The organism is Brachybacterium sp. GCM10030267 (genome assembly GCF_042666875.1).
In the GTDB taxonomy this organism is placed as follows: Bacteria; Actinomycetota; Actinomycetes; order Actinomycetales; family Dermabacteraceae; genus Brachybacterium.
Genome location: NZ_JBHTCX010000009.1, coordinates 88,502 through 111,503, shown reverse-complemented (window position 1 = coordinate 111,503; position 23,002 = coordinate 88,502). Strand labels below are relative to the sequence as shown.

The 23,002-nt window shown below is 72.6% G+C and carries 23 protein-coding genes; 8 read left to right on the top strand and 15 right to left on the bottom strand.

Annotation, left to right across the window (positions count from 1 at the left end):
- Positions 1 to 88: 88 nt before the first annotated feature.
- Positions 89 to 2,689 (bottom strand): phenylalanine--tRNA ligase subunit beta, encoded by a 2,601-nt coding sequence (pheT, locus tag ACFQS2_RS08180; RefSeq protein ID WP_377793318.1) that lies wholly within the window; start codon positions 2,687 to 2,689, stop codon positions 89 to 91.
- A 1-nt stretch (position 2,690) separates the two neighbouring features.
- On the bottom strand, positions 2,691 to 3,797 hold the full coding sequence (pheS, locus tag ACFQS2_RS08175) for a phenylalanine--tRNA ligase subunit alpha (RefSeq protein ID WP_377793317.1): 1,107 nt from the start codon (positions 3,795 to 3,797) through the stop codon (positions 2,691 to 2,693).
- 260 nt (positions 3,798 to 4,057) lie between these two features.
- Between pheS and ACFQS2_RS08170 the strand changes: the two genes are divergently transcribed.
- The 3 genes from ACFQS2_RS08170 (at position 4,058) to ACFQS2_RS08160 (ending at position 7,651) form a co-directional block, all read left to right on the top strand.
- Complete coding sequence (locus tag ACFQS2_RS08170) at positions 4,058 to 5,824, top strand: WXG100 family type VII secretion target (protein ID WP_377793316.1); 1,767 nt, start codon at positions 4,058 to 4,060, stop codon at positions 5,822 to 5,824.
- Positions 5,825 to 5,933: 109 nt separating this feature from the next.
- Complete coding sequence (locus ACFQS2_RS08165; protein ID WP_377019333.1) at positions 5,934 to 7,034, top strand: S-(hydroxymethyl)mycothiol dehydrogenase; 1,101 nt, start codon at positions 5,934 to 5,936, stop codon at positions 7,032 to 7,034.
- The gene (locus ACFQS2_RS08160) at positions 7,031 to 7,651 is read left to right on the top strand and encodes an MBL fold metallo-hydrolase (RefSeq protein ID WP_377019334.1); all 621 of its coding nucleotides are present in this window, start codon (positions 7,031 to 7,033) and stop codon (positions 7,649 to 7,651) included. The genes ACFQS2_RS08165 and ACFQS2_RS08160 overlap by 4 nt, the downstream gene beginning before the upstream one ends.
- 19 nt (positions 7,652 to 7,670) lie before the next feature.
- Here ACFQS2_RS08160 and ACFQS2_RS08155 read toward each other — a convergent pair whose 3' ends face one another.
- From ACFQS2_RS08155 to infC, 5 genes are read right to left on the bottom strand one after another with little or no spacing between them, the layout of a single operon-like run.
- Positions 7,671 to 9,806, bottom strand: coding sequence for a cytochrome c oxidase assembly protein (locus ACFQS2_RS08155; RefSeq protein ID WP_377793315.1), 2,136 nt, complete (start codon positions 9,804 to 9,806; stop codon positions 7,671 to 7,673).
- Positions 9,803 to 10,711, bottom strand: a complete 909-nt coding sequence (locus tag ACFQS2_RS08150; RefSeq protein ID WP_377793314.1) for a TrmH family RNA methyltransferase — start codon at positions 10,709 to 10,711, stop codon at positions 9,803 to 9,805. The genes ACFQS2_RS08155 and ACFQS2_RS08150 overlap by 4 nt, the downstream gene beginning before the upstream one ends.
- A 16-nt stretch (positions 10,712 to 10,727) precedes the next feature.
- The gene (gene rplT / locus ACFQS2_RS08145) at positions 10,728 to 11,108 is read right to left on the bottom strand and encodes a 50S ribosomal protein L20 (RefSeq protein WP_377019337.1); all 381 of its coding nucleotides are present in this window, start codon (positions 11,106 to 11,108) and stop codon (positions 10,728 to 10,730) included.
- Positions 11,109 to 11,166: 58 nt separating this feature from the next.
- Positions 11,167 to 11,361, bottom strand: coding sequence for a 50S ribosomal protein L35 (rpmI, locus tag ACFQS2_RS08140; protein ID WP_377019339.1), 195 nt, complete (start codon positions 11,359 to 11,361; stop codon positions 11,167 to 11,169).
- 25 nt (positions 11,362 to 11,386) lie between these two features.
- On the bottom strand, positions 11,387 to 11,965 hold the full coding sequence (infC, locus tag ACFQS2_RS08135) for a translation initiation factor IF-3 (RefSeq protein ID WP_377793323.1): 579 nt from the start codon (positions 11,963 to 11,965) through the stop codon (positions 11,387 to 11,389).
- 353 nt (positions 11,966 to 12,318) lie between these two features.
- On the opposite strand from infC, the gene ACFQS2_RS08130 reads away from it, so the two are divergent.
- Complete coding sequence (locus tag ACFQS2_RS08130; RefSeq protein WP_377793313.1) at positions 12,319 to 13,326, top strand: hypothetical protein; 1,008 nt, start codon at positions 12,319 to 12,321, stop codon at positions 13,324 to 13,326.
- Between the two features lie 90 nt (positions 13,327 to 13,416).
- Positions 13,417 to 13,761 (top strand): DUF1844 domain-containing protein, encoded by a 345-nt coding sequence (locus ACFQS2_RS08125; protein ID WP_377019480.1) that lies wholly within the window; start codon positions 13,417 to 13,419, stop codon positions 13,759 to 13,761.
- A 62-nt stretch (positions 13,762 to 13,823) separates the two neighbouring features.
- Here the strand turns inward: ACFQS2_RS08125 and ACFQS2_RS08120 are convergent, their stop codons facing one another.
- The 7 genes from ACFQS2_RS08120 to ACFQS2_RS08090 form a co-directional block, all read right to left on the bottom strand.
- Positions 13,824 to 14,657: an SseB family protein gene (locus ACFQS2_RS08120; protein ID WP_377019341.1), complete on the bottom strand. Its 834-nt coding sequence runs from the start codon at positions 14,655 to 14,657 to the stop codon at positions 13,824 to 13,826.
- Positions 14,654 to 15,388 (bottom strand): bifunctional 1-(5-phosphoribosyl)-5-((5-phosphoribosylamino)methylideneamino)imidazole-4-carboxamide isomerase/phosphoribosylanthranilate isomerase PriA, encoded by a 735-nt coding sequence (gene priA / locus ACFQS2_RS08115; protein WP_377019342.1) that lies wholly within the window; start codon positions 15,386 to 15,388, stop codon positions 14,654 to 14,656. Before priA ends, ACFQS2_RS08120 begins: the two co-directional genes overlap by 4 nt.
- Before the next feature lie 83 nt (positions 15,389 to 15,471).
- Positions 15,472 to 15,630: a hypothetical protein gene (locus tag ACFQS2_RS08110; RefSeq protein WP_377019343.1), complete on the bottom strand. Its 159-nt coding sequence runs from the start codon at positions 15,628 to 15,630 to the stop codon at positions 15,472 to 15,474.
- A complete protein-coding gene (hisH, locus tag ACFQS2_RS08105; protein ID WP_377793312.1) occupies positions 15,627 to 16,349 on the bottom strand; it encodes an imidazole glycerol phosphate synthase subunit HisH in 723 nt (240 codons plus the stop codon). The genes ACFQS2_RS08110 and hisH overlap by 4 nt, the downstream gene beginning before the upstream one ends.
- Positions 16,346 to 16,948, bottom strand: a complete 603-nt coding sequence (locus ACFQS2_RS08100; protein ID WP_377793311.1) for a hypothetical protein — start codon at positions 16,946 to 16,948, stop codon at positions 16,346 to 16,348. The genes hisH and ACFQS2_RS08100 overlap by 4 nt, the downstream gene beginning before the upstream one ends.
- Positions 16,945 to 17,568 carry an imidazoleglycerol-phosphate dehydratase HisB gene (hisB, locus tag ACFQS2_RS08095; protein WP_377019346.1) on the bottom strand — a complete coding sequence of 208 codons (624 nt, stop codon included), beginning with the start codon at positions 17,566 to 17,568 and terminating at the stop codon, positions 16,945 to 16,947. The genes ACFQS2_RS08100 and hisB overlap by 4 nt, the downstream gene beginning before the upstream one ends.
- Positions 17,565 to 18,698 (bottom strand): histidinol-phosphate transaminase, encoded by a 1,134-nt coding sequence (locus ACFQS2_RS08090; protein ID WP_377019347.1) that lies wholly within the window; start codon positions 18,696 to 18,698, stop codon positions 17,565 to 17,567. Before ACFQS2_RS08090 ends, hisB begins: the two co-directional genes overlap by 4 nt.
- A gap of 129 nt (positions 18,699 to 18,827) precedes the next feature.
- Here ACFQS2_RS08090 and ACFQS2_RS08085 point away from each other — a divergent pair, with 129 nt between their 5' ends.
- Positions 18,828 to 19,304 carry a DUF3054 domain-containing protein gene (locus ACFQS2_RS08085; RefSeq protein WP_377793310.1) on the top strand — a complete coding sequence of 159 codons (477 nt, stop codon included), beginning with the start codon at positions 18,828 to 18,830 and terminating at the stop codon, positions 19,302 to 19,304.
- Between the two features lie 127 nt (positions 19,305 to 19,431).
- Here ACFQS2_RS08085 and hisD read toward each other — a convergent pair whose 3' ends face one another.
- Positions 19,432 to 20,769 carry a histidinol dehydrogenase gene (gene hisD, locus ACFQS2_RS08080; protein WP_377793309.1) on the bottom strand — a complete coding sequence of 446 codons (1,338 nt, stop codon included), beginning with the start codon at positions 20,767 to 20,769 and terminating at the stop codon, positions 19,432 to 19,434.
- A 102-nt stretch (positions 20,770 to 20,871) separates the two neighbouring features.
- Between hisD and zupT the strand changes: the two genes are divergently transcribed.
- On the top strand, positions 20,872 to 21,711 hold the full coding sequence (zupT, locus tag ACFQS2_RS08075) for a zinc transporter ZupT (RefSeq protein WP_377019350.1): 840 nt from the start codon (positions 20,872 to 20,874) through the stop codon (positions 21,709 to 21,711).
- Between the two features lie 61 nt (positions 21,712 to 21,772).
- Complete coding sequence (locus tag ACFQS2_RS08070) at positions 21,773 to 22,966, top strand: hypothetical protein (protein WP_377793308.1); 1,194 nt, start codon at positions 21,773 to 21,775, stop codon at positions 22,964 to 22,966.
- Positions 22,967 to 23,002 lie beyond the last annotated feature (36 nt).

Here is a 23,002-nt window from a genome sequence, read left to right as displayed (position 1 = left end):
GATCATCTCCGGTACCGGGGCCTTCCCTGTCATGGCTCGGCGAGCTCGCTCGGGGCCTCGTGCCGGCAGGCCTCCGAGAGCGGCGGGCTCACGCCCTGAGCACTCCCCCGACCGCGTTCTCCACGGCGGTGATGCAGCGCTGACGCGCCTGCCCGATCTGCTCGGCGGTCAGGGTGCCTTCCGCCGATCGCAGCCGGACCGCGAAGGCGAGGGACTTCTTGCCGTGGCCGATCTGCTCACCGGTGAAGACGTCGAAGAGGCGGACCCGTTCGGCGAGGTCGCCCATGCCGACCACGATCGCGGCCTCGACGGCGCTGGCGGGGACGTTCTCGTCGACCACGAAGGCGAAGTCCTCCTTGGCCGGGGGGAACGTCGGGACCGGGGCCGCCCGCACGACGGCCGGGGCGGAGGCGATCACGGCCTCCAGATCCAGCTCGAAGGCGCTGGTGCGGGCCGGGAGCCCGAACTCCGTGACCACCGCCGGGTGCAGCTCACCCGCGTAGCCGACCACCGCGGACTCCCCGTCGGCCGTGGTCACACGCAGCTGCCCCGCCCGTCCGGGGTGGAAGGGCACACGCTCGACCTGGCGCACCTCGAGCTCGCCGCCGACGGCGGCGGCGACCCGGCGGGCCAGGTCGAAGGCATCGCCCCATCCCCACGGCGCGGGATCCCCCTGCCACGAGCCGGGCCCGGAGGCGCCGCCGACGACGGCGGCCAGCGCACGGGTCTGGGCGGGCAGGGCACCGAGGATCTCCTCGAGCTCCGCGTCGGTGGGTCGCTGCGCAGGTGCCGGAACCGGGGAGCGGACCCCCTCCCCGCGGGAGCGGGAGACGGTGCCGAGCTGGAAGATCGCCACGGAGTCCTCGCCGCGGCCGAGATTGCGGCGAGCCACCGGCAGCAGGGTCTGCAGCAGCTCGGAACGCATCAGCGGCTCGTCCTCGGCCAGCGGGTTCAGCAGCCGCACGGCGCCGCGGCGCTCGTCGTCGGCCCCGTAGCGCAGCTGGTCGAAGACGTCTTCGCCGACGAACGGCGAGGAGGCGACCTCGGTGAGACCGGCCTCGACCAGCGCCCGGTTGGCGCTGCGACGGGCGCGCTGGGCGACGGTGAGCCCGCGCCCGCCGGGCGCCGTCGGCAGGACGGAGGGGATCTTCTCGTAGCCGACGAGCCGCGCCACCTCCTCGACCAGATCCTCCTTGAGGGTGAGGTCGCCGCGCCAGCTGGGCGGCCTCACACCGAAGGCGCCCTGGGCGCCGTCCTCGACGGTGCAGCCGATCATCTCCAGCGTGCCGCGCACCTGCTGCGGGGTGTACGGGATCCCGACGACGCGCTCGGGATGATCCACGGGCAGGCTGATCTGGACCGGTTCGCCGACGCCGCCCACATCCGTGAGGCGGTCGCTGATCCGTCCGCCGCCGAAGCGGGTGATGAGTTCGGCGGCGCGGCGTGCGGCCACCACAGGCAGGTGCGGATCCACACCGCGCTCGAAGCGTTTGGAGGCTTCCGAGGGCAGGCGGTGCCGGCGCGCGGAGCGCGCCACCGTGACCGGCTGGAACGTCGCCGCCTCGAGCACGATGCTGCTCGTGCCCTCACCGACCTCGGTGTCGGCACCGCCCATCACCCCGGCGATCCCGAGCACGCGCTCGCCCTCGCCGCCTTCGCTGTCGGTGATCAGGAGGTCCTCGCCATCGAGCGTCCGCGTGACGTCATCGAGAGTGGTGAGCTGCTCCCCGGCCCGAGCGCGGCGGACCACGATCGGGGCGACGACCTTCTCGGCGTCGTAGGCGTGCAGCGGCTGGCCGAGGTCGAGCATCACGTAGTTGGTGACGTCCACGATCAGGGAGATCGGGCGCATGCCCGCCTGGGTGAGCCGGCGCGCCATCCAGCGCGGGGTCTGCGCCGTGGGATCCACGCCGCTGACCTCGAGCGCGACGAACCGGGAGCAGCCCTGGCCGCCGCGGATCGGGGCGTCGTCGCGCAGCTGCACCGCGGGCCCCTCCCCGGCGGGCTCGGGCACCTCGACGGTGGCGGCCGGGTCGGTGAACGCGGCGCCGGTGGCGTGGGAGTACTCGCGGGCCACGCCCCGCATCGAGAAGCAGTAGCCGCGGTCCGGGGTCACGTTGATCTCGACGACCTCGTCGGCCAGGCCCAGCAGGGAGATCGCGTCGTCCCCGGGCTCGGCGCTCAGCCCCTCGGCGTGGCCGCGGCCCAGGACGATGATGCCGTCCTCCCCCGCGGGGTCCGGGCCGAGACCCAGCTCCTCGCCGGAGCAGATCATGCCGTCGGAGGTGTGGCCGTAGGTGCGCCGGGCGGCGATGGCGAAGTCCCCGGGCAGCACGGTGCCTGGCAGCGAGACGATGACGAGGTCACCCGCGACGAAGTTGTGGGCGCCGCAGACGATGCCGCGGCTGGGCCGTTCCTCGCCGGGCTGCGGATCCTTCGGGTCGTCGGCGGCCTCATTGTTCTCGGGCCCGACGTCCACCCGCACCCAGTTGATGGTCTTGCCGTTCTTCTGCGGCTCGCCGACGAGCTCGAGCACACGGCCGACGACCAGCGGGCCGGTCACCTGGGCGCCATGGATCGCCTCCTCCTCGAGGCCGACGCGAGAGAGGTCGGTGGCCACCTGCAGCGCCGAGGCGTCCTCGGGCAGGGTGACGTGCTCGGCGAGCCAGGTCAGGGGAATGCGAGGCATCTCAGATCTCCGTCCCGTAGTGCTGGGAGAAGCGGACATCGCCCTCCACCATGTCGCGCATGTCGGCCACTCCGTTGCGGAGCATCAGAATGCGCTCGATCCCCAGGCCGAAGGCGAAGCCCTGGTACTCCTCCGGGTCCACCCCGGCCGCACGCAGCACGTTCGGATGGACCATGCCGCAGCCGCCCATCTCGATCCACCCCGTGCCGCCGCACACGCGGCAGGCAGGGTCCGCGTCATGGTCCAGCCCGAGGCGGGCCTCGCACCGGAAGCAGCGGAAGTCCATCTCCGCACTGGGCTCGGTGAAGGGGAAGTGGTTGGGACGCAGCCGCGTGATGGGCCGGCCGCCGAACAGGTGCGCCGCGAAGGCGTCCAGCGTGCCCACCAGGTTGGCCATGGTGAGGTCCTTGTCGACTGCGAGGCCTTCGACCTGATGGAACATCGGCGAGTGCGTCGCGTCCATCTCGTCGGCGCGGTACACGGTGCCGGGGCACGCGACGTACAGGGGGGCGCCGCGCTCGAGCATCGCGCGGATCTGGACCGGGGAGGTCTGGGTGCGCAGCAGCATCCCGGACCCCTCGGGCGCGACGTACAGCGTGTCCTGCAGCGAGCGCGAGGGGTGCTCCGGGTCCGCGTTCAGGGCGTCGAAGTTCAGCCACTCCGCGTCGATCTCGGGGCCCTCGGCGATCTCCCAGCCGATCCCGATGAAGAAGTCGTTGATGCGATCGGTCAGCGTGGTCAGGGGGTGCGCGGCGCCGCGCGGGCGACGGTCGGTGGGCAGGGTGACGTCGACCGTCTCGGCGGCGAGCGCCGCCTCCTCCTCGGCGGCGGCCAGCTCCTGCTGCCGGGCGGCGAGTTCCTTCTGCACCCGGCCCTTGCCCTGACCGACCAGCTTGCCGGCCGCAGCGCGCTGATCCTTGGGCAGATCCTTGAGGGAGCGGTTCGCACTGGTCAGGACACTGTTGTCGCCGACATGCTCGATGCGCACCTGCTTGAGCTCGTCGGTGGTCGCGGCCGCGGCGATCGCGGCCAGGGCGACGTCCACGGCGGCGCCGATGCTCGCCTCGTCGATGACGGGCGGCTCGGGCGCGGGGGATGAATCGGACACAGGATTCGCTTTCGTCCGGCGGGCTGATCGGGGCGGCGCCATGGCGGCGGCCCGGGCCATTCTACGGACGACGGGCCGAGCCCTTCCCCGCCCGTCCGGCCGTCGCCGGCGGGGAGGGCAGGACGGGGAGTTCTCCCCATGGAAGCGGCCGCCCGGTTCCCGTAGCGTCGGGACCGACCTCCCGGAGCGACCGATAGCGACCGATAGCGACCGATCCGACGATGCCCGGACGAGGGACCGGGCGGACGACGAGGAGAACGATGGCCGACGCGATCACCCATGGCGCCGACACCGAAGCGCTGCGAGCCCACGCCCTGGCCACTGCCCGTGGCGCCCGCCGGCTCGACGATCTCCTCGCGACCCTGACACCGCTGGTCGCCTCATGCTCGTGGGAGGGCCGCGACGCGGAGGCGTTCCGCACGGACTGGCATCGCACTGCCGGGCTGATGAGCTCGGCCGGGAACCGCCTGAGCGAGGCGTCCACGACCCTGACCGAGGAGGCGGACCAGCAGGACCGGGCCTCCGCGCCCGAGGGCCTGACCGCGCTGCTGGGCTCGAGCATCGGCCGGACCCTGGCCGCTCTGCTCGGTCAGGGCGGCGATCAGCTGGGCACCGGGACGTGGTGGAGCGATCTGCTGGGCCACGGCGGCGACAGCTCGACGCTCATGGGTGCCCGGATCGCCGAGGACGACTTCGACCAGAAGCGCGGCGACGGGTCGAAGACCACGATCACGCTGCCCGACGGCTCGAAGATCACGCTGGGCGATGACGGGTCCCAGACGGTCAAGCTCGACGGGACGACGACGGTGGAGACCGAGGTCCAGACGCCGAACGGTACGGTGACGACATCAGTGCGGGTGGGCGACACGATGGAGGTCACCGAGACCGCCGACGGCAAGCTCAAGTACACCTTCACCGGCCTGGCGGAATTCAGCGGCTCGGGCGAGTTCGACGGCAAGGTCATCGGGGCCGAGGGAAGCACCAGCAGCAAGGTCGAGCAGGTCTACAGCGTCGAGGTCCCCAAGGGCACGGACGCCGCCGAGGCGATGAAGATCAATCCCTTCGACCCCTCGTCGATCCCGCCCGGCGCCTCCGTGACCACCGGGACGGGCGTGGAGGAGAAGAGCTCGCTGTCGGTCAGCGGCGAGTACCGCGGCTTCGAGCTCGGTCTCGGCGGATCGGTCAAGGAGGGCAACTCCCAGTCGCTGAAGATCTCCCGGGACGAGGACACCGGCAACCTCTCGATGCTCGAGGGCCCCACCGAGATGACCGCCCACGGCTCCACCGTGGATCTCGGCCACGGTGACCTGAAGCTCTCCATGGGCCAGGAGACCATCGAGAAGACGAAGGTCCTGGAGTACTCGGAGTTCAGCGACGACGCCGCGGGCACCGAGGCGTACATGCGGGCGATGAACCAGGGGATGCCCGAGGATGCGTCGGGCGCCGGGGTCGAGGACCGCTACCGGCAGACGCACACGTCCACCGTGATCGAGAGCGGCTTCGAGTTCGGTCACGAGGACGTGCTGACGCTCGGCCGCAAGCACGAGGGATTCTCGGACGAGCTCATCGTGCGCGACTACCCCGACGGGTCGCAGGAGTTCGCCCAGCAGATCCTTCCGCACGGGGAGGCCGAGAACAACTCCGTGATGGTCGAGGGTGGGACCGGCAAGCAGACCTCCTACAAGGTGACCCTCGGTGACGTCGAGCGCACCCCGGCCATGACCGATCTGATCGGCGACAACTACGGCCAGTTCCAGCGCGGCGACGACCTGTCGATCGCGATGTCGAAGGATGAGGTCTCGGTCATGGCGGACAATCGCGCCGCGTGGCACGGCAACCCGGGTCAGTACCAGAACGAGGCGGACTACCTCACGGCCATGGTCGCCGCGGACAGCCATCACGGTCCGCGCCAGACCGTCGAGGAGATGGTGCGCGACTACAACTACCGCCCCGTCGAGGCCGGCAACTGGCACAGCGCCGAGCGCGTCCACCCGGAGATCGAGGGCCCGGGGATGGTCGTCGGCTGACCCGGCGGGCGCGCGGCCTCGCCCGTCCGCCGGATCGGCGGTGCGACCAGCACCGACCGCTTAGGCTGGGGGCAGGAACATCCCCGTCACCGGAAGTCAGGAGCAGCTCATGCCCCGGACCGTCAAGGGCGTCATCGCCCGCACCGAGAAACAGCCGGCCGAGCTGGTCGACATCGTCATCCCGGACCCCGGACCGCATGACGTCGTCGTGGACATCGAGGCCTGCGGCGTCTGCCACACCGATCTCGCCTACCGCGACGGCGGGATCAACGACCAGTTCCCCTTCCTGCTGGGGCACGAGGCCGCCGGCAGGGTCGTGGAGATCGGCGATTCCGTCACCCACGTCGCCGTCGGCGATTTCGTCGTCCTGAACTGGCGCGCCGTGTGCGGGCAGTGCCGCGCCTGCACGAAGGGCGCCCTGCAGTACTGCTTCGACACCCACAATGCTTCGCAGTCCATGACGCTGACCGATGGCACCGAGCTCGAGCCCGCGCTCGGCATCGGCGCGTTCGCCGAGCAGACGCTGGTGCACGAGGGCCAGTGCACGAAGGTCTCCGAGGAGGCCCCGGCCGAGGTCGCAGGCCTGCTCGGCTGCGGCGTGATGGCCGGGATCGGCGCTGCCGTGAACACTGGTGCCATCCAGCGCGGCGAATCCGTGGCCGTGATCGGGCTGGGCGGCGTGGGATGCGCCGCGATCGCCGGGGCGCAGCTCGCCGGGGCCACGACCATCATCGGCCTGGACGTGGACGAGAAGAAGCTCCCCGCGGCCGAGGAGCTCGGGGCGACCCACACGGTGAACACCGGGGGCCTCTCGCCGCAGCAGGTGGCCGAGAAGGTCCAGGAGCTCACCGACAGCTTCGGGGCCGACGTCGTCATCGACGCGGTCGGCATCCCGCAGACGTACGAGACGGCCTTCTACTCGCGGGACCTGGCCGGCCGCGTCGTCCTCGTCGGCGTTCCGCATCCGGACGCGACGCTCACCCTGCCGCTGCTGGACGTGTTCGGCCGCGGCGGCTCGCTGAAGTCGTCCTGGTACGGCGACTGCCTGCCCGAGCGGGACTTCCCCTACCTCACGGACCTGTTCCTGCAGGGACGGCTGCCGCTGGACCGCTTCGTGACCGGCCGCACCGATCTGGCCGGCGTCGACGAGGCACTGGACGCCCTGCACGAGGGCAACACCCTGCGCACCGTGGCGGTGATCGGCCGATGAACGCGCGACTTGCTCACGCCGTCACCTCCGGCACGTTCAGCCTGGACGGGGAGACCTTCGACGTCGAGAACAACGTGTGGGTCCTCGGCGACGACCAGCAGTGCGTCGTCGTCGACGCCCCGCACGACGTCAAGACGGTCCTCGAGCTCGTCGGGGATCGCGAATGCGTCGGCATCCTCCTCACGCACTCCCACGACGACCACGCGCGGATGGCGCCGGAGCTGTCCGAGGAGCTCGAGGCGCCGGTCCTGCTGAATCCCGCCGATCGGGAGGTGTGGCAGCTGACCCACGGCGACCTGCCCTGGGACGACGACGTCAGCGACGGGGACATGTTCACCATCGCCGGCGTGGATCTCGAAGCTCTGCACACCCCTGGCCACTCCCCCGGGGCGACCTGCTACTACGCCGAGGCGCTGGGGGCTCTCTTCAGCGGTGACACCCTGTTCCAGGGCGGCCCCGGGGCGACGGGCCGTTCCTTCTCCTCGCGGGAGACGATCGAGGAGTCGATCCGGGAGCGTCTGTTCGCTCTGCCCGACGAGACGATGGTCCACACCGGGCACGGCCCGGACACGACCATCGGTGCCGAGAAGGAGGCTGCCCGCGGCGATTGGCTGTGAGCCAGGGCCGGCGGTCGGGCTACCGCTGCGCCGGGCCGCCCGGGACATCGTCCTCGGCGACGGCGTCGTCGCGGGCGGCGTCGTCGCGGGCGGCGTCGTCGCGGGCGGCGTCGTCGCGGGCGGCGTCGTCGCGGGCGGCCGGGGGCTCGTGCCTCGCGGGCTCCTGGCTGGATACCGCAGCCTCCGTCGGCCCCGTCGGCTCTCCCCGCAGCCTGGCGAGGTAGGCGTTGTAGGCGGCCAGTTCCGCGCCGCCGTCGCGGTCGGCCTTGCGGTCGAACTGCCGTGCCCGCCGGTCCTCGGACTTCATCCACAGCACGGCGACGAGGATCGCGTAGCCCACGGTGGGCAGTTCCGAGATGGCCCACATGATGGTGCCTCCGCGGACCTGGATCAGCTCCAGGCGCTGGAGGGAGTACATGCCGAGGTCGGTGTACCAGTGCTCCGCGATGAGCCAGGTCGCCGAGACCAGGGCGACGCCGAAGAAGGCGTGGAAGGCCAAGGTGACCAGCAGGGTGATCAGCTTCAGGATGGGGTTGATCGGCCTCGGCGCCGGGTCGATGCCGATCAGGACCCACGCGAACAGGTAGCCCGAGGCCAGGAAGTGCACGGTCATCAGCACGTGGCCGAGGTGGGTGTACATCGCCAGCTCGAACAGCGGCGTGAAGTAGAAGACCACCAGCGACCCCGCGAACAGGGCTCCGGCCAGAGGCGGCGAGGAGACCAGCCGCGCGAAGCCGGAGTGCAGTGCGGCCAGGACCCATTCGCGGATGCCGCGCGACCCGTCGGTGCGCGGGGGGACGGCGCGTGAGAGCAGCGTGACGGGGGCTCCGAGGACCCACAGCGGTGGCACGATCATCATCATCGCCATGTGCTGGACCATGTGGGCGTCGAAGCGCATCTTCCCCCACGCGGAGGCGCCGCCGTTCATGACCCAGGCGAAGGCCAGGCAGCCCAGCACGAACACGACGGTGCGGTGCCACGGCCAGGCGTCGCCCCGGCGCCGCAGCCGGGCCACGCCGGCCACGTAGACCCCGGCCATGACCACGGCCAGGAGCAGCGCGATCCAGTCCGGCTCGAACAGTGTGAACATCGAGGTGGGGCTGAACTCCTGCTCGGGCGGCAGGTACCCCACGAGCGAGAGGACCCGCAGGTCACCCACCGCCGGAATCTCCTGCGGCACCGGTGGCGCGGAGCGTCCCAGAGCGATCGAGGCCCCGATCACGCCGGCCATCACCACACCCTCGGTGACGACCAGGTGCCGGAAGCGCAGCCGCTCCCCCAGCCGGCGACGCTGCAGCGCGCCGATGCCGGCGAGGACCACGAGACCGGTGGCCTTCAGCAGCACGATGCGGCCGTACCCGGTGGTCACCAGCTGCCCCCAGCCGGACATGCGGATCGTGGCGCTGACCAGGCCGCTGATCGCCAGAGCGATGATCGCGGTCAGCGCCCAGGGCGAGAACCGCCGCACCGTCGTGGCCAGCCGGTCGTCCTCGAGCCAGGGGGCGATCAGGCCGATCACCAGCAGACCTCCGGCCCACACCGAGACCGAGATCAGGTGCAGGGCCATGGCGTTGACGGCGTTGACATGGTCCAGGCTGGCTCCGGCGTGGCCGGCGAGACCCAGCGCGCCGACTCCGATCCCGGAGAAGGCCAGCGCCCAGCACGCCAGGACCGTGGAGCGCGCCAGCGCATAGGCGAGCGCGGACAGCGCAGCGGCGACGGCGACGGTCAGCTGCAGCCTGCCGAGATCGCTGGCCAGTGCGATATCCCAGACGTCGAGCCCCGAATCGGCCCCGGCGGCCTCGAGCCCCCCGAGCGGGACCAGAGCTGCGGAGGCCACGGCCCACAGCGCGGCTCCGGCGGCGCCGATCCGGACTGTGCGGCGCCGGACCGGGTCGAGCGTGGTGACCTCCCGCCGGGACGGCCCCGGGAGCAGGAGCACGGCGGTTCCCCCGGCGCCGACGGCGAGCAGCAGCCCGAGGTGGTGAAGGGCCCGCACCACCGGGATCCCCCAGGTGACCAGCGGTGAGGCCGGGACCAGGGTGGCCGGTGCGGCGGCGCCGGTGGCGAACAGGCCGGCCAGTGCGGAGGCGATGGTCAGGGCCAGCAGGGCCGGGACGGCGAGGGCACCGAGCTTCACGGATCGGCGCGTCATACCCCTGCCTGCCTGCGGCGGAGGGTCTCGAACAGGCAGACGGTCGCCGCGGTGTGGACGTTCAGGGATTCGGCGTGGCCGGCGAGCGGGATGCGCACGGCCAACGGTGCGGCGGCGAGCGTGCTCTCGTCCAGTCCGTGGGCCTCGTTGCCCAGTATCCAGGCCACACGCGCGGGCAGGTCCGCAGCGAACAGGTCCTGTTCGGCACGGCCGCTGGTGGCCGCCGCCGTGATGCCGGCGGAGGCCAGGCTCCCGAGCGTCTCGTCGATGTCCGCTCCGGCGACCACCGGGAGGTGGACGAGGCTGCCTGCGGCGGCTCGCACCGCCTTCGGGGAGAAGGGGTCGGCGCTGGTGCGGGTCAGGACCACGAGGTCGGCGCCGGCGGCATCGGCTGTGCGAATCAGGGTGCCGACGTTGCCGGGGTCGCGCACCTCATGGAGCACGACGACGGTGACCGGCGCGGTGCCGGGAAGGGCCTGGATCGCAACAGGCGCGGCCGACGACTCCTCGGCGGGCAGTCGACCGATCGCGACGACGCCCTGAGGACTCACCAGCGCCCCGGCGCGGGAACCGGTGGCCGCCTCCGTGTCGAGCTCGCCGTCGTGGCCGGGGCCGGGGTCGCGGACCATGGCACGGATGACCTCGCCCGGGACCTCGCGCGCCGCCACGCCGGCGTCCTGCGCGAGGTCGGCGAGCTCCGGATGAGCGGTCAGTGCCTCGGGAGTCACGAAGAGCTCGAGAGCGAGGTCCGGGCGGTGGGCGAGCAGGGAGCGGACCGCCTGCGGTCCTTCGATGCGGAAGCGACCCTGCTTGCGACGTGCAGAGCGCCCGGTCAGTGCCGCCACCTTCCGCACCCGCTCGGAGCGGGGCGAGGTGATCGGGGACTGATCCGGGCGCTCGGTCATCGCAGAGGGAGCGATGTCAGGCTGCCGGCGCGTTGACGTCCTTGGGCAGGGCGTTCTTGGCGACCTCGACCAGGGCGGCGAATGCCGGGGCATCGTTGACCGCGAGCTCGGCGAGCATGCGGCGGTCGACCTCGACGCCCGCGAGGCCGAGGCCCTGGACGAAGCGGTTGTAGGTCAGGCCGTTGGCGCGGGCCGCAGCGTTGATGCGCTGGATCCACAGGCGACGGAAGTCGCCCTTGCGCGCCTTGCGGTCGCGGTAGTTGTAGGTGGCCGAGTGGAGCACCTGCTCCTTGGCCTTGCGGTACAGACGGGAGCGCTGACCGCGGTAGCCGCTGGCCTGCTCGAGGATCTCCCGACGCTTCTTCTGGGCGTTGACCGCCCGCTTCACGCGTGCCACGTGATACTCCTTCGATCGTGATGTTCAGGGGGCGGGAGGCGGGCTCCCGCGCGGGCGATCAGCGGCCCAGCAGCTTCTTGATGCGCTTGACGTCGGACTTGGCGACGTTGGTGTCGGTGCCCAGGCGGCGCTTGCGCGTGGAGGACTTGTGCTCCAGCAGGTGGCGGGCGTTGGCCTTCTCGCGCATGAGCTTGCCGGAGCCGGTCGTGCGGACGCGCTTCTTGGTCCCCGAATGGGTCTTGTTCTTGGGCATGGTGCCTGTTCTCCTTCGTACGTTCTCAGGACTCGGAGCCGGACTCGGCGTCCGCCCCGGCCGAGGACGAGTCGTCCCCACCGCGGGCAGCGGCCTTCTCGGCATCGGTCTTGCGCTTGCGGGCCTCGGCCATGGCCTGGGCCTTCTTCTTGTGAGGCCCGAAGACCATCACCATGTTGCGGCCGTCCTGCCGCGGGTGCGACTCGACGAAACCGTACTCGGAGACGTCCTCGGCCATCCGGCTGAGCAGACGCACACCCATCTCGGGGCGGGACTGCTCACGACCACGGAAACGGATGATGACCTTGACCTTGTCACCGCCGGCCAGGAACTTCTCAACGTTGCGGCGCTTGGTCTCGTAGTCATGGGTGTCGATCTTCAGACCCATACGGATTTCCTTCTGGACCGTATTGGCCTGATTCTTCCGCGACTCGCGCGCCTTCAGGTTGGCTTCGTACTTGTACTTGCCGTAGTCCATGAGACGGGCGACCGGCGGGTTCGCGCCGGGGGCGACCTCGACGAGGTCGAGATCGGCTTCTGCGGCGAGACGCAGGGCGTCCTCGACGCGGACCTCACCGACCTGCTCGCCGGCGGGCCCGACCAGGAGGACCTTGGGGACCCTGATCTGACCATTGATGCGCTGTTCGCTGATGTTGGCTCCTCACCTTGGTTCGACTCGAACACGACGAAAGGCCCCCGCTTCATGCGGAGGCCCCAAGGTGCGCGGCGCCGCGGCGCCGACCGGACATTGCTGCCCGACTGCGATACTGACCTGGTGACTGTTCGCCCAGGACCGGCAGGCCCGGGGCTGAGTGCCACGAGGTGGGAAGGGACTCCACTTGAGGAACGACTGACGAGGGTTTTCGACCTGTTCCAGTCGTCTATTCTAGCAGGGCCATCCGGGCAGTCCAGGTGATGTCCGTCGCGTCCGCGACCTGCGACCAGCGAGGAGTTGTGGTGGAGATCGACCGCGAGACCCCCGAGGAGCCCACCGAGGTCGGTGGGTCGCCCCCGCAGCAGGGTCCCGGCTCCGCGGCGCAGGAGTACGGATACGGCGCACCGGCCGACCCCGCTCCGTCGGATCCGTCGTCATCCTCCGAGACGGAGGCGGGCCCGGTCACTGCCGAGTCCGACGAGCCCGGCGCTCCCGAGCGGTCCGGCGCCGCCGACGAGTCCGGCGCCCCCGAGGAGTCCGGTGCCCCCGAGGCCGGGTCCGCCGGCGAGGACACCGGCGTGCAGCCTGCCACCGGGATGCAGCCGGTGACGGCCCTGCGCGAGGGAACTGCTCCCCGGGCCGTGCTGCGCCCGGTCCCGGAGGGTTTCCCGACGCCTCCCCCGCGTCCCGCCCGGCCCAATCGCCGTCCGGCGCCGTCGCCGGCTCCGGGCGACGCGGCGCCCGGTGGCCCGCGGCGCGGCCCGCTGATCGCCTCGCTCGCCGTCGTGGCAGTGCTCGTCCTGGTGGTGGCCGTGGGCGGCAGCATCCTCGCCTACCGCGCGCTGGCTCCCGAGACGCCGGCGGCCCCCGCGGCATCGGATGCCGATCCGGCCGACCCGGCGCCCGCCGGGGCATCGGCGACCGGTGAGGTCGCGATCGGCGACGTCACCGTCCGGGAGCTGGGGACCGAGGTCGGAGTGCGCCAGGTCGGGGACAGGGCCGAGACCGTGGAGCCCGATGGCGAGTTCGTCATCGTCACGTTCGAGATCGTGAATGCGTCGACCCAGGCCCTGTACCTCGTCGACAATGCCGTCCTGCAGACCGCCGACGGGACGGTCGTCCCCGTGAACGAGGAGGCCTCCCGGGAGTACGTGGCCGATACGGATGCTCTCGGGCTCGTCGGTCCCGAGCAGAGGGCCACGATGCACGCCGTCTACGACGTGCCCGTCGGTGCCGAACCGGCCGGTGTGCAATTCGACCTGTCCATGAACACCGATGCCGGAACCGGGACCCTCCCCCTGGGAGGATGAGGGCATCGCATCTCCCGACCCCCGAAGGACATCGTGAACGAGAACCAGAACGAGACCCAGAACCACAACGCCGCCCTCGCGCCCGCGCCACTGGACGAGGACCTCTCCGCGGAGGCGCTGCGCGACATCTCCGAGGTGGCGGCGGTGGAGATCATCACCTCCGCCTGCGTGCATCTGATGAGCGCCGCCGCGGTGAAGGTCGGACTCGCCGAGGACGAGGAGACCGGGCAGTACCAGGACCTCTCCGAGGCCCGGAAGCTGATCACCGCGCTGGCCGGTCTGGTCACCGCGGCAGCGCCCGAGATCGGCAACGAGCACGCCCGGTCGCTGCGCGACGGGCTGCGGTCGCTGCAGCTGGCCTTCGCCGAGGCGCTGCCGTTCCCCGACGCTCCCGGTGAAGCTCCCGGGGAGAAGTACACGGGCCGCGTCTCCTGACCTCGCAGCCCGGACCGGGCGGGCCGGGCCCGGAGGGACCGGGGAAGGCGGAGCTCGGCAGCTCAGGAGCCGAGGACGAGCCGCAATGAGCTGATGCGCTCGGCGACGAGCTCCTCAGCGCCCAGGCGAGCGGAGACCTCGTCGACGACCGCGCGCACCTGGGTCTCGGTCAGGCCGGGTCGCAGCCGCAGCCGGAGGTCGACCTCGCTGCGCTCCCCCGCGTGGGCGTCCAGCGCCCTGACGTGCTCAGTCGCTCCGGCGATGCGCGTCAGGGCCGCGGTGACCTCCGGGTCGGCGTGCGGGGGGATCCAGGTGCGGCCCTGGGCCAGGGCCCACAGCACCGAGCGCGGCAGCAGGATCGGGCCGCCCTCGTCGGCCGGGGCCGCAGCATCCAGCAGCAGGGAGGTGCAGCCCTCCTGCACCGCCGCCTGGGCGGCCTGAGGAGCGATCACGGGCACCGGGCGGGCATCGGTGCGCCAGGCGGACAGCGCCGCGACCGAGGTGAACACCGGCAGCACGCGGGCACCGTCGGGGGCGGTGAGGGAGACCATCGCCATATCCGCCCCGTTGTCGCCGTGGACGCCGTGCGCGGTGGTCTCCGTGCCGGCGGCGACCGCCATGATCGGCACCAGCACGCGGGCGGCGGCGAGAGCGGCGACCAGGGCCTGACGATGCGGGTCCGATCCCGCGCGATGGGCGGCCAGCGCCCGGGCGAGCTCAGGCGGAGTCGTGCCGTCATCGCCCGGGAAGGGGCTGGCCGCATGGTCGCGCCCGGCCCACGGCACCCCGGCGGTGTCGGTCAGTGCGGACTTCTCGCGGAAATGGGACGGCAGCACGCGCCGTGCCCGGTCCCCGCGCGAGTCCTGCTCACCGGTCCCGGAGGCGGCACTGCTCATGCACGCCCCGCGACGTCCAGTGCCTCGCCCATGGTGAATGCCCCGGCGTACAGGGCCTTGCCGACGATGGCGCCCTCGATGCCCTCGGGAACCAGCTCGCGCAGCACCCGCAGGTCCTCCAGGGAGGAGACCCCACCGGAGGCGACCACGGCCGCGTCGGTGCGCGAGCACACCTGGCGCAGCAGATCGACGTTGGGGCCGCGCAGGGTGCCGTCCTTGGCGACGTCGGTGACCACATAGCGCTGGCAGCCGGCCTCGTCGAGATGCTCGAGCGTCTCCCAGAGGTCGCCGCCCTCGCGCGTCCAGCCCCGCGCCGCCAGCGTGGTGCCGCGCACGTCGAGGCCGACGGCGATGCGGTCCCCGTGCTCGGCGAGCACCTCGGCGGTCCATTCCGGGTTCTCCAGGGCGGCGGTGCCGAGGTTGACCCGCCGGCAGCCGGTGGCGAGCGCAGCGGCCAGGGTCTCGTCGTCGCGGATCCCGCCCGAGAGTTCGACGTTCAGATCGACGGTGGCCACGACCTCGGCCAGCAGGGACGCGTTGCTGCCGCGTCCGAAGGCGGCATCGAGGTCGACGAGGTGCAGCCAGCTCGCCCCACCTGCCTGGAAGGAGAGCGCGGCGTCCTGGGGTGCGCCGTAGGCGGTCTCGGTGCCTGCCTCACCCTGGACGAGGCGGACGGCCTGGCCGCCCTGCACGTCGACGGCAGGGAGCAGCTCGAGCACGGGAGCGGTCATAGTGGCCTCCTGAGGGGCGGGGTGGTCCCGGGGTCGGTGCCGCGGGGTGGGGGTCGAGCTGTGGGAGAGGGGATGGAGCCGGCTCAGCCGGTCTGGATCCTCCAGATCGAGACCGCGAAGCAGACCAGACCGGCCAGGGCGAATCCCACGGTCGCCCACCACGGTTTCCTGGCCCGGAAGAAGGACCAGGCGCCGCCGAGCAGCATGCCGCCGGCGAACAGCATGAGGAACGCGCCGATCATCGCGCGTGCTCATCGCCGCTGCCCGCCGCCGCCCGGCGCGGCAGGGTCCGCAGCCAGTTCGCCAGCAGCCTGGCCCCTGCCTCGCCGGACTTCTCGGGGTGGAACTGGGTGGCCGCCAGGGCGCCGTTCTCGACCGCGGCGATGAACCGGTCGCCATGGTGCTCGGCCCAGGTCACCTTCGGTGCGGGGAGGGAGCCGGTCTGCTCCATCACCCAGCTCCGGGCCGCGTAGGAGTGGACGAAGTAGAAGCGCTCGTCGCCGATGCCGTCGAACAGCTGCGTCCCCTCTGCCGCCTCCACGGTGTTCCAGCCCATGTGGGGCACCACCGGCGCCTCCAGACGGGTCACCTCGCCGGGCCACTGGCCCAGGCCGGTGCTGCGCCGGCCGTGCTCGGTGCCGGCGTCGAACATGACCTGGAGACCGACGCAGATGCCGAGCACGGGGCGGCCCCCGGCCAGACGCTGCTCGATGATGCGGTCGCCGCCGACGCCGAGGATCTGCTCGACGGTCGCCTCGAAGGCGCCGACGCCGGGGACGACGAGTCCGTCGGCCGCGAGGGCCCGGTCCCGCTCGGCGGTCAGCTCGACCTGGGCACCGGCCGCCTCGAGGGCGCGCACCACGGAGCGCACGTTGCCCGAGCCGTGATCGAGGACGACCACGTGGGGTGCGTCCTGCTGCGCCGCACCGCTCCCCGCGGACTCGGCTCCGGTCGCGCTCATGAGCGCTTCTTCCCGGAGGCGATCCACTTCAGGGCCTCGGTGCGGGTGATCGTCGCGGGGTCGATCCCCTCGTCCAGCTCGTCCAGGCCCGTCGCGCCCAGCAGGAGCTGCTCGACGATGTCGTCGACCGCGCCGAGCACGATCGCCGGGGAGACGTCCTCGCCGCGCTCGCCGTTGCGGTAGCGAGTGGCGGTCATGCGGTCGCCGCGGCGCCAGAACAGCACGATGCCGTTGCGCTGCAGTGCCGTCGAGGCGATCGCCGCGAGGTCGTGGGCGGTGTTCTCGGGCAGGGCGCCCACGGCGATGGCCCCCGTGCGGGTGTCCAGGGTGCGGGTGGCGGCCGGGATGTCGATCCCGTCGGTGCGTGCCTCTCGGCCCAGGCGGATCGCACCGGCCAGGGCCTTCGCCGACGCCACGGACGTGGCGACGACGGCGAGGGTCGGCTCCTGGTCGTCCTCACCGTCGGACAGCACGTCGTCGACGGTCAGGGGCGCCCCCTCGTCGAGGGAGAGGCCTTCGGTCAGGCGGGCGAACTCGGCGTCGATGTCGCCGGAGCCGCCCGGGTCCTCGGTGGGGTCGGGGCGGTCAGGAGTGCTCACAGGGCTCCCTTCGTGGAGGGCACGTCGAGGACGCGCTCGTCGCGGGCGCAGGCGGTGCGCAGCGCGCGGGCGAGCGCCTTGAACTGAGCCTCGACGATGTGGTGGGGGTCGCGGCCGTCGAGCACACGGATGTGCAGGCAGATCGCGGCGTGATGGGCGATGGACTCGAAGACGTGCCGGGTCAGCGAGCCGGTGAAGTGCCCGCCGATCAGGTGGTGGGCCTGGGCCTCGCTCTCCCCGCTGTGGACGCAGTACGGGCGGCCGGAGAGGTCGACCACGGCCTGTGCGAGCGCCTCGTCCAGCGGGACCAGGGCGTCTCCGAAACGGGAGATGCCCTGCTTGTCGCCGAGGGCTTCGCGCAGCGCGCGACCGAGCACGATCGCGGTGTCCTCGACGGTGTGATGGGCGTCGATGTCGGTATCCCCGCTCGCCCGGACGGTGAGGTCGAAGCGGGCGTGGGTGCCCAGTGCGGTCAGCATGTGATCGAAGAAGGGGACGGTGGTCGAGACGTCGACCTGACCGGTTCCGTCGACATCGAGCGTGACCTCGACGGAGGACTCGCGGGTGGTGCGCGAGATGCTCGCGGTGCGGGGCGAGCGGGGTGCGGCGGTGTCGGTCATCGGGGGTCGGCCTCCTCGAGGGCGGTGCGGAATGCGGCGTTGTTCTCGGGCGTGCCGACCGAGACGCGCAGCCAGCCGGCGGGGCCGACGGCGCGCACGAGCACGCCGCGCCGCAGCAGCGCCTCGAACACGTCGTCGCGGTCGGCGAAGGTGCGCATGAGGAGGAAGTTCGCGTCCGACGGAGCCACGCTGTGGCCCCGGGCGATCAGGTGCTCGGCCAGGGCGTCGCGCTCGGTGCGCAGCAGCGCGACCTTGCCCAGCAGCTCCTCACGGTGGGCGAGGGCGGCGCGGGCCACCGCCTGCGTGACGGCGGAGAGGTGGTAGGGCAGGCGCACCACCCGCACGGCGTCCACGATCGCCGGGTCGGCGACGAAGTATCCCAGGCGTGCTCCGGCCAGGGCGAACGCTTTGGACATGGTGCGGGTGACGACCAGGTTCGGGTGATCCTCGAGCACGGTGAGGGCACTGGCCACCCCGTCGCGGCGGAACTCGCCGTAGGCCTCGTCGACCACGAGCAGACCTCGCGCGGGGGCCAGCGCCGCGGCCGCCGCCTCGACGACGTCGAGCGTCAGCGCGGTGCCGGTGGGGTTGTTCGGGCTGGTCAGCACCACGATGCTGGGCTGGTGCACGGCGATGGCCTCGCGCACGGCCTGCGGGGTCAGGGCGAACTCCGGAGCCGGCCCGCGCTCGACGGTGACCCACCCGGTGTAGGTGTCGCGCGCGTACTCCGGGTACATCGAGTAGTGCGGGGTGAACCCGAGCGCGGTGCGGCCGGGGCCGCCGTAGGCCAGCAGCAGCTGGTGCATGACCTCGTTGGACCCGTTGGCGGCCCACACCGCCTCGGGAGCCGGTGCCGGGATGCCGGATTCGGCGGCGAGGTACTCGCCGAGCTCGCCGCGCAGGGCGAGCGCCTCGCGGTCCGGGTACCTGTTCAGGCCCCGCGCGGCCTCTGCAGCGGCGCGGCCGATGTGCTCGGCCAGCTCCGGCGAGGGCCCGTACGGGTTCTCGTTGACGTTGAGCGCGTGCTCGACCGGGAGCTGCGGGGCGCCGTAGGGAGCGGCGCCCACGATCCCGTCGCGCGGCACGGGCAGCGCGGCGGTGGCGGTGGTCGGAGCGGAGTTCGCAGGCATGGTCTCCATGGTAGAACGCCGGCGGCGGGGACGAGCCTGCCGTCCGGGCTGCGGGGGCCGCCGTGGCCCGCCTCACGCGTGCCCTCTCCTCGGTCAGGACCCTGCGGGAGCCGCCCTTACCCTGGGGGCATGTTCCGCTCCCTGGGTGCTCTGGTCGGTGACCTGCTGGTCGTGATCCTCTTCGTCGCGATCGGTTTCGTGCAGCACGGCACGCCGCTGACCTCGCAGAACCTCTTCCTGGTGGGGTGGCCGTTCGCCGTCGGCGTGCTGCTGGGCCACCTGGCGATCCGTGCCTGGCGTGCACCGTTCCGGCTGTGGCCGCACGGGCTGTTCGTGTGGGCGATCATGCTCGCGACGGCCATGGCGATCCGCACCCTCTTCGGCGGTGGCACGGAGACATCCTTCGTCATCGTCACCGGCGTGGTCACCGCGATCGGCATGCTCGGCTGGCGAGCCGTGGCTCTCTTCCTCACCCGCGGCGAACGGGTCGAGGTCCTCGCGGCCGGCACCGGGAGCGCCGCGGGGTCGGCGAACGCCGACTCCGAGGAGGCCTCCCCCGCCGCCGTCGACACCGAGGACGACGGAAGCCGGCGCTCTTCGCCCTGAGCCCGTCCGGGACCGCGGCAGCGCAGGAATCGGGACGCAGGCGCGCTCTCACGCCCTCAGGAGGGGATGACTCGGCGCTGACGTCCACCGCATGGCGATCACCTGCCGGGCGGGGCCGCCGCCCGGCTCAACGCTCGAAGCGGATGTCGATCGCCGTGCCGTGCGCGGGCAGCCCTTCGGCGGCGGCGAGCGTGGTCGCCGCCGGGCGGGCCGTGGCGAGGGCATCGCGGTCGTAGTCCACGACGTGGATCCCGCGCAGGAACGTCTGCACGCCGAGGCCGCCGCTGTAGCGAGAGCTGCCGCCGGTGGGCAGGACATGGTTCGAGCCCGCGGCGTAGTCGCCGAGGCTGACCGGGCTGTGCGGGCCGACGAAGACCGCGCCGGCGTTGGTGACGCGCGCGGCGACCTCTGCGGCGTCGGCAGTGTGGATCTCCAGGTGCTCCGCGCCATAGGCGTCGACGACCTCGAGCCCGCGACCGATGTCCTCGACCAGGACGGCCCCGCTCTGGGGCCCTCGCAGTGCCTGCTCGATGCGCTCGCGGTGGAGCGCGAGCGGCACCTGCCGGGCGAGCTCCGCCTCGACCGCGCCCACGAGCTCGGGCGCGTCGGTGACCAGGATGCTCGCGGCCGCCGGGTCGTGCTCCGCCTGGGAGATGAGATCGGCGGCGAGGTAGGCGGGCTCGGCGGCTCGGTCCGCGAGGATCGCGATCTCGGTGGGACCGGCCTCGGCGTCGATCCCCACCGTGCCCCGCACCAGGCGCTTGGCAGCGACGACGTACACGTTGCCGGGGCCGGTGACCAGGTCGACGGGCGTGAGCGGGCCGTCGCCGTCGACGTCCTCGGCGCCGTGGGCCAGCAGTGCGACCGCCTGGGCGCCGCCGGCGGCGATCACCTCGGTGACGCCGAGCAGAGCGCAGGCCGCGAGGATCGTCGGGTGCGGCAGGCCCCCGAACTCCTTCTGCGGCGGCGAGGCCAGCACGATCTCGCCGACACCCGCGACCTGGGCGGGGACGACGTTCATCACCACGGAGCTGGGCAGCACGGCACGACCACCGGGCACGTACAGGCCCACGCGCCGCACCGGCACCCACCGCTGGGAGACGGTGCCACCGGGCACGACCTGCACGGTCTCCTCGGGGCGCTGCTGCGCACCGTCGACGGCCCGCACCCGGGCCGCGGACTGCTCCAGCGCGTCCCGGATCTGCGGATCGAGCTCATCGAGAGCTCTGTCCAGCTCGGCCTGCGGCACGCGGAGATGCTCGGGACGCACCCCGTCGAACCGCTCGGATGCGTCCAGGACGGCATCGGCGCCCCGCGCGGCGACGTCCTCGACCACGGGGCGGACGGCCCGGGCCGCGGACTCGACGTCCAGCTCGGCGCGCGGCAGGGCCGCCGTCAGCTCCGAGGCGCTGAGCGTGCGCCCGCGGAGATCGGTCACGGCGAGGAAGGGGGCGGGATCAGGCATGGGAGCAGTCTACGAAGAGCGGCGGGACGACGGCGCGCCGGTCCCACCGGGCTGGCGGCTCGGCGCCACGGCACGGGCGCCGCGGGCGGTTAAGGTCGAGTCGTGCTCGTCGCCCTCCTGCTCACCCTCGTCGCGGGCGCGGCCACCAGCATCGGGGCGGCGCTCGGGGTGATGGGGCGCGGGACGAGCCCGAAGATGCTGGCCGGCGGGCTGGGGCTGTCCGCGGGCGTGATGCTCTACGTGTCCTTCGTCGAGCTCATGCCCGAGGGAGCCCGGATCCTCTCCGGCGAGCCGGCCGGCGGAGAGGTCACGGGGCGCGGCACCAGCGTGGCCGTGCTCTCCTTCTTCGTCGGCATCGGCCTGATCGCCGTGCTGGACCGGCTGGTGCCGCAGCCCGTCAATCCGCACGAGTTCTCCGGCCGCATGGCCGGCACCGCCGGGCGGGCCGAGGTGCGCGAGCCCGAGGAGCAGGTCGCCGACCGGGCGCTGAAGGCACGGCTGATGCGCACCGGCGTGGTGACCGCCGCCGCGCTGGCCCTGCACAACGTGCCCGAGGGCTTCGCGACCTTCGTCGCCGCCCTGCAGGCCCCGGAGGTCGCCATCCCCGTGGTCGCCGCGATCGCGCTGCACAATATTCCCGAGGGTCTCGCGGTCGCGGTGCCCGTGCGCCGTGCGACCGGGTCCCGGAGGACGGCGTTCTGGTTGGCGACGATGACGGGCCTGGCGGAACCCGCGGGCGCGGTCATCGGGTTCCTGCTGCTGGCCCCGCTGCTGACCGGCGGCGCGATGGGAGCGATACTCGCCGGCGTGGCCGGGGTGATGGTCTTCGTCTCGCTGGATGAACTGCTCCCCGCGGCCGAGGAGACCGGCGAGCACCACACGGTGATCTACTCGCTGATCGCGGGTATGGCGATCATGGCGGTGACGCTGCTGGTGCTGTGAGCGGCACGCGGGCAGGCGCGGGGGATCCGGGGAGCGAGCCGGAGGATGGAGAAGGGGCGAGATGGACGAGAACGTGGGGATCCGGCACGAGAGGACCGGGCATACTGCGCACCCGGTCGGGACCCGTGCGGCGCGACTGATGGCGGCCGCAGCTGTGGTGCTCGCGCTCGGTGCCTGCGACGCCCTGCCGGGAGACCGGCCCACCGAGCCCGCCCCCTCCGCGGAGCCGATGGATCCCACCGCGGTGGCCGAGGCCGAGACCACCGCGGTGGACCCTTCCTGGCTGTGCGACCCGGGCGGGGACGCCGACGCACCCGAGCACGCCGCCGGCCCCGGAGTGCTCTCCGCGGAGTCGGTCCGGACCGACGGCAACGACATCGTGGTCAGCGGCCCGTTCCAGCTCCAGGACGGCTACAGCTATGGCGGGTTCGTCCCCGAGGCCGTCGTCGTCCCCGCCGACCCGGCGAACCGGGGTGCGCCGGCCGAGGGGTACGACGAGATGGGGACCGACGGAGCCCCGACTCCGCCGATCGTGGCGCGCGAGCGCGTCGAGATCCCGGGCGAGGGCGCGGCACCGTCGGCCGTGACGGCCCGGCTGACACTGGGCACCTGCGACGACGCCGCGCTGCCGGACGGGCAGTATCTGCTCGCCCTCTCGGGCGGCGGGATCGACGGGCCCGACCGCGGCGAGGACGACGCCGGCTGGAGCACGTCCGATGACGTCCTGTTCGACGTCGTCGACGGGGCGCCGCAGCCGGTCCCCGGGGCGGCCACCGCTCCCGAGGGCGAGATCCCCGCCGATCTCTCCCCTCTGGGCTGCCGTTCCCCGCTGGAGCCCGTCGGCGACGGGGACGGGCTCAGCGTCACCGTGAGCGACCAGGAGACCAGCGTCCCTGCTGCCGTCCCCGAGGATCAGCTCGGCGCGGGGGTCGACGCCGAGGTCACGATCAGCTCCGAGGACCTCGGCACCCGCGCCCTGCTCCAGGGAGTGGTGCTCACCGCCCCCGAGTCCGGCACGGTCGTCGCCGGCGCACGCAACGCCGGCCACATCGGCCTGCAATGGATCGGCGAGGAGGGAGTGACCACGTCCGAGACGGCCTGGACCACGCGCATGACCTGCACCCGCTCCGCCCTGCAGGCCGGCCCGTACGACGCGCACGCCTTCGCGGTCACGGTGGACGAGGAGGGCGCCACCCACGTCGTCCTCTCCGACCCGTGGACGGTCGAGGTGGCCGAGGCGGACGCAGGGTCCTGACCGTCCTCCCCAGGAGCGTGCCGGCGGGTGCGTCCC